At 39.1% G+C, this 6035-nt stretch carries 8 protein-coding genes; 4 read left to right on the forward strand and 4 right to left on the reverse strand.

Annotated elements, in window-relative coordinates; translation table 11 throughout:
- Positions 1 to 339 precede the first annotated feature (339 nt).
- From V2H41_RS11985 to V2H41_RS12000, 4 genes are all read right to left on the reverse strand, one after another.
- Entirely contained in the window at positions 340 to 816 is a 477-nt protein-coding gene (locus V2H41_RS11985) for a DUF2269 family protein (RefSeq protein WP_330975397.1), read from the reverse strand.
- Positions 817 to 954: 138 nt separating this feature from the next.
- Entirely contained in the window at positions 955 to 2190 is a 1236-nt protein-coding gene (locus tag V2H41_RS11990) for an RNA polymerase sigma factor (RefSeq protein WP_330975398.1), read from the reverse strand.
- A 2-nt stretch (positions 2191 to 2192) separates the two neighbouring features.
- Positions 2193 to 2537 (reverse strand): YciI family protein, encoded by a 345-nt coding sequence (locus tag V2H41_RS11995; protein ID WP_330975399.1) that lies wholly within the window; start codon positions 2535 to 2537, stop codon positions 2193 to 2195.
- 96 nt (positions 2538 to 2633) lie between these two features.
- The gene (locus tag V2H41_RS12000) at positions 2634 to 3038 is read right to left on the reverse strand and encodes a hypothetical protein (RefSeq protein WP_330975400.1); all 405 of its coding nucleotides are present in this window, start codon (positions 3036 to 3038) and stop codon (positions 2634 to 2636) included.
- A 262-nt stretch (positions 3039 to 3300) separates the two neighbouring features.
- Between V2H41_RS12000 and V2H41_RS12005 the strand changes: the two genes are divergently transcribed.
- The 4 genes from V2H41_RS12005 (at position 3301) to V2H41_RS12020 (ending at position 5846) form a co-directional block, all read left to right on the forward strand.
- Positions 3301 to 3924: a Type 1 glutamine amidotransferase-like domain-containing protein gene (locus V2H41_RS12005; RefSeq protein WP_330975401.1), complete on the forward strand. Its 624-nt coding sequence runs from the start codon at positions 3301 to 3303 to the stop codon at positions 3922 to 3924.
- 102 nt (positions 3925 to 4026) lie between these two features.
- On the forward strand, positions 4027 to 4620 hold the full coding sequence (locus V2H41_RS12010; RefSeq protein ID WP_330975402.1) for a TetR/AcrR family transcriptional regulator: 594 nt from the start codon (positions 4027 to 4029) through the stop codon (positions 4618 to 4620).
- A gap of 149 nt (positions 4621 to 4769) precedes the next feature.
- Positions 4770 to 5279 carry a DinB family protein gene (locus V2H41_RS12015; RefSeq protein ID WP_330975403.1) on the forward strand — a complete coding sequence of 170 codons (510 nt, stop codon included), beginning with the start codon at positions 4770 to 4772 and terminating at the stop codon, positions 5277 to 5279.
- Between the two features lie 45 nt (positions 5280 to 5324).
- The gene (locus V2H41_RS12020) at positions 5325 to 5846 is read left to right on the forward strand and encodes a YfiT family bacillithiol transferase (protein ID WP_330975404.1); all 522 of its coding nucleotides are present in this window, start codon (positions 5325 to 5327) and stop codon (positions 5844 to 5846) included.
- The last annotated feature ends 189 nt before the right edge of the window (positions 5847 to 6035 follow it).

Raw genomic sequence — 6035 nt, forward strand, 5'->3', positions numbered from 1 at the left:
TTAAATAATTGCCATAGGTTAATTTTTTTGATCAAAAATCCTCGCTCAGGGGAATGCAACCAGTCAAGATTGCCTTTATCAGCATAGGAAATTGTTCCTTAACCCTATTACGGACATCTATTGCAGAAAGTTCATGATTTTTCACTTTTCGCGCCTAGTCACTATAACAATCACAACCGTTAAAGAGAAAGGCTAACACCATATAAAGATTCATCATTATAAAAACACCAGAAACCCATAACCAAAACTGAGTAAATAAGACAGTAAATAATACGGGGGACGCAACCAATACTGATTAGGTACAGTAAATACACGCGTTACATACTCATATGCATAGTATTAAGGTTGATTAGACTCTGCCTTAATACCGCCACGCTTTCCAGGCTTGAAAACGCTTAGTAGGGTAGCTAATATTAAAGCCAATACATCATATACTGCCCCATATATCAATCTTCCTTCCGCGCCACCTTTTCCGTGCAACATTGTATCCATTCCGTCTCGTAAGATAAATGCACCAACAAGGATCACTGTAATAATCAGTAAAAATTTAACGGTCACCCATGGATATCTTAGCAGCTTCCATTTTGTGAGATAAGTCAACCACAGTCCTGACAATAAAGCCAGAAAACTGAGAGGTACACCAAAAACAAAACCCAACATTTGCAAGATCTCATAATGCGTTTTTATTACCAGAGGATCAGTCTGTTGTGATGCTTTTATGGCAATTGCCAAATAGCCAGCCGAATCACCTAATAAGGCAACTGAAACAATAATATGCAAGCTAAGAGCATATTTAATAAGATTACGACGCGTCATAAAACTAAATAGTTAAGCAATCATTGAAATCATTTGAAATCCGAAAATCACGTGCTCCCCTTTTAGTAAGACGCTAGAATCCTTGGAATACTTTATAGTTGTCTATGAAATTCGGTTTAAAAAATCGATCAACTAAGCTTAACTGTTTCCATCTCTTAATTTCACTAGCTGTCTTTGCAAGGTCCGTTTTTCCACCACAGAACGGCTGAGTTGGATGGCCCTTTCATAATGATAAATTGCTTTCTCATTATCAATATCAGTATATAAGTATCCTAATAGCGCATAATAATAGTTATTCTCACTCGACTCTAAACGTTCTGTTTCTTCAATAGCCATTTTCTTACCGTAAACCTTGGAATAAGCAAACAATCGATTCAAGACCGTAATCGGTGAATACTCTAGCAGCACCAGCTGATTGTATAATTGTAAGATTCGGTTCCATTTAGATGCGTCAGTGGTCGTATGCCAATAGGCAATACCGGCTTCCAGATGGTACTTTGAAACTTCCGCTCCCTCCGTAGCCTGAATCAGATAATAATGCCCTCGCTGTATTAACGACTGATCCCAAAGCCTTACATCCTGCTCTTCAAATAATATAGTTTCATTGTGCTCGTTCATTCTGGCTGGGAGACGAGAGCTTTGATAGCACATCAGCGCTAGCAATGCATTAGCAGCAGGTGTATTAGTGAGACGGTTTTCGGTGAGCAACAATGTGAGGCGCATCGCTTCCGAACACAATTCAGCTCTAATTTGTGTGTCATGAGTAACGGAATAATATCCCTCATTATACAATAGATACAGCGTCTTAAGTACCGTATTCAGTCGTTTCTGAATAGCAGTTCTATCCAATGCTACAATATTAAAACCGTCATTACGCAAATACTGCCTTGCGCGCTGCAAACGCTTTTTAATGGTTTCGGGTTTAGATAAAAAAGCACGAGCAATTTCTTCCATGCTGAAACCACAGAGAATCTGCAATGCTAGGCATATTTGAGATTCAGGTGTATTTACCGGATTGCATACAGCAAATATCATTGCCAGAAAACTATCTTCGATGTAACGATGATCCCATTCCTGTTCCGGTATCGCTTTCTGCTCACTATTTAAAAGGGCTGGCTTCACTTTCTGCTCAAATACTGAAAGATGTTTATAATAGTCTTTCAATTTGTTTTTAGCAACTGTATATAACCACGCTACCGGATGCTTAGGAATTCCATGAACAGGCCAGTGTTCAGATGCTTTCAAAAAAGTATCACTGGCAATATCTTCAGCCAATTCAATATGTTGCAAACCGAAATGACGGCACAATACGGCCGTCATTTTCGCATATTCCTGTCGAAATAAATGCGGTAAAAGTTCCTGAGGTGATTTCAAGATCAATCTCGTTTTAAAACTTCACGCACTTCAATATTACCCCCTACCTGATCGAAAATAGGATTAGCCTTGGCGATTTCTACCGCCTCATCAATCGATTCGGCTTTCACCACCACATAGCCACTAACAAACTCTTTTATCTCCGTGTAAGGTCCGTCAGTTACCACACCACCGGGTTTGACTACCTTAGCACTACCCGGTATAGGTAGCAGGGTGTTCCCTTTATCTACAAGCTTTTGTTGGGCTGCTACGCCAGCTAACCAGTTCATACGCTCCTGCATTTGTTCGGGCGAAGGCTTAAAATCACTGATATCTTTCAATCTGAAGATTAATGCAAACTCTTTCATACGTTTCTTTTTTATGGTTCGCTTATATAACGACCCAATTCTTGCAAGGGGGACAGTTTCTTATTTTTTTTGATAAAGATTCTCAACAGCTAAATGTTACTCTTCCAGATTTATAATCATTTTTTCCAATACCCTAAGCACTTGCAGATATTCTTCATCGGAAATCTGCTGCATAACTCGCCGCCTGAAGGCTTCCTGCCTTTTCAAACATGTGTTATGCAAAACCTTTCCCTGATCGGTTAATATTAACAAGTTTGTTTCTTCTAACAAGTTTCTACTCTTCAGCTCCTGAATTGCTTTATCGACAGTCTCTTTATCAGCGAATTCCTCGAGCGCTGCATATAGGTTGCTCCTATTTGCTTGCTCCAGCACATACACTGTATTAAGTAATTGCCATTGCAGTCGTGTAATATTTACCGATTCATGTATTCGACGGATGCCTTCCGTAAGTAGATTGTCCAATTTTTTCAAATAATAACCTATCTGTAGATGTTGCTTCATATTTTCCGGCGTTTCTCTATAGGAAAACGAACCAACAAGAATTATACTTTAAAATAGACATTCCTGACCGCATAACAGCCTGCACTTTTTAAAAGACATACTACTGCCCCTTGCAAAGAAAATACGAGCTGTGACAACAGTATGTCAGCAAGGAGTATAATTTTTTCTTTATATAATGAGCTGATATTTTTGCCAATAACATGTTGTTATGCAACATAAAAACAAGATTTAACATTTTGTAATCAGCATATAATCTAACTATATGAAACAGCTATTTCTCAGTTCGTCATTTTGTGATATTGCCGAACATCTTCCTGCTTTTTACCCCAAACCTCTCACTGGTAAGAGAGTAGCTTTTATCCCTACAGCAAGTGTAGTAGAAGTTTACACAAAGTATGTAGATAATGACAGAGCAGCTTTAGAACAGTTAGGTCTTATTATCGAAGCATTATCCATTGAAAATAATTCTAAAGTAAAAATACAATCTACTTTATCCGATTGTGACATTATCTATGTATCCGGAGGAAACACTTTTTATCTGCTGCAGGAGCTAAAGAAATCCGGAACGGACTTACTTATTGCAGAAGAAATACGCAAAGGGAAATTATACATTGGCGCATCGGCAGGTAGCATTATTCTAGCACCGGATATTGCCTACTCCTCTCTGATGGATGACCCTACAAAAGCGCCTGAACTGCAGCACTATCACGGATTAGACATCATTGATATTTATCCCCTACCGCATTACGGCAATGCTCCTTTTAAGGAAGTAGCAGCACAAATATATCAGGAATACCACAATCGCCTACCCATAGTTCCTATTAGCAACACACAAGTGATAGAGGTGAAAGGAGATGAATGGCAAGTAAAAGGAATCCCCTCCTAAAGGGCTCTCTTTTCTCCACAATTTACAGCCAATCATTCTTCATCATAAAAAAATAGACCAATCAGTTTATTTTATATATTTGTATATATCATTCACTCATCAATGATGTCAAAATCAGAAAAGACCCGAAAGTTTATTATTGAACAGACAGCTCCACTGTTCAATGTTAGAGGATATGCAGGCACTTCGTTAAACGACGTTATGTTAGCTACAGGCTTGTCAAAGGGATGCATATATGGCAACTTCGAAAACAAGGATGCTATTGCTTTGGCAGCTTTTGAATACAATCATCAACGAGTGACTGACCACATGAAAAACCGAATTCTAGCCACAGATAATTCGATAGAACGACTATTAGTATACCCGCGTACTTATCGTCAGTTCTTTCGATACCCCTATTTGCAGGCAGGATGTCCCATACTCAATACTGCCACTGAGGCGGATGATACGCACCCGCAGTTGCGTGAAAGAGCCGCAGCCGCATTGGATTTTTGGAAAAAGTCTATAGAAAATCAAATCAAGCGTGGTATCTCCCGTGGAGAAATATGCACCAGCACGAATCCCACTCAAATTGCAGTACTCATGATTGCCATCATCGAAGGGGCCCTGATGCAGGCGAAACTTACCCAAAGAACTCGGGAATTAAAAATCGCCATGGATTATCTGGAAAAGATGATTCTGGGCTTGAAAGCCTAATTTTTTTAACGAATAAAAGACCAATCGGTCTATTTTAAATTTTATGTTTAAAAAGTGGATTAACCTATTCATCCGTTTTCTCGAAAAAGCATTTGACCGAGACTGGTACGGACATTTGTAAACAAGCGAAAAGAACCAATATTCTTTATATGAACATAACACCCTGGTTTGATAGATCCTTTTCCTTTCCCATTGCCATAGATCAGTTTCCCTTCCTACTGCAAAGACTACAATGCACGGAACTACGTGTGCAAGCACTCACGCAATATCTTCCCGAATGGCAGCTCAATCTAAAACCCGATGGCAAATGGTCCATAAAAGAACATATAGGCCACATGTTAATTATGGAGCCCCTATGGCAGCATCGATTTAAAGATTTAATAAATAAACACACTACTATGACCCCAGCCGACTTAAATAATACAGCCACTCATGAAGCTCGATTTAACCAATATAATATTTCCCGAATCATCAATCAATTCAAGCAGCAGCGATTAAAAACCTTACACCTATTAGCAAAGCTTGAAACCTCCGCTTTTGAATATACACTACTACATCCTCGCCTACACTTGCCAATGCGTATCACCGACCTGATGTATTTTGTAGCAGAGCACGATGATCACCATATAAACACTATCAAACAGTTTAAGAACTCATAACCCCCACAAAACATATATTATAATTTTTACTCTAAAAGCAACATAATGGAATTAGAAAAACGTAAGCATCCCATTGGAGTTTTTGAGAAACCATCCGTCATTACAGCACAGCAACTAAAAGAATGGATAAAAGATATTGCTCAGTTTCCGTATATACTAAAGGCCACAGTCGCACCTTTAACTGCGGAACAGCTGCAACTTACTTACAGAGAAGGCGGTTGGACAATTCAACAAATTATACATCATTGCGCTGACAGCCACATGAATGCCATTATTCGTTTCAAACTGTCACTAACAGAAGATCAACCTGTTATTAAACCGTATCCAGAAAGCCTATGTGCCGAACTACCGGATAGCAAAAATTTCCCCATTGCTGCTTCGCTCTCCATTTTAGAAGGAGTTCATAGCAGGTGGCATGCTTTATTACAAGAAATGAAGGCACTTGACTTCAACAGGACTTATATACATCCTGAATATGGCAAAAGCTTTCGGCTGGATGAAGCTACAGGAAATTACTCTTGGCATTGTAAGCATCATCTGGCACATATCCAACTAGCCTTGAAATAAGACACCCCTCATCATTATTTTCATATAAAATTGGGCTAACAATATAATTGCAATAAACAATCAACCCGCCTAAAGGCGGGTTGATGTGCGTACTATTATAGAAGAATGTTGATTGCTAATAATGCCATCTCACAAAAGCTTCCATGGCTGCATAACGGGTGAGTCCTAAGTCGGCATACAACTTTGCAG

The organism is Niabella digestorum, assembly GCF_036409055.1.
Lineage (GTDB): Bacteria > Bacteroidota > Bacteroidia > Chitinophagales > Chitinophagaceae > Niabella > Niabella composti.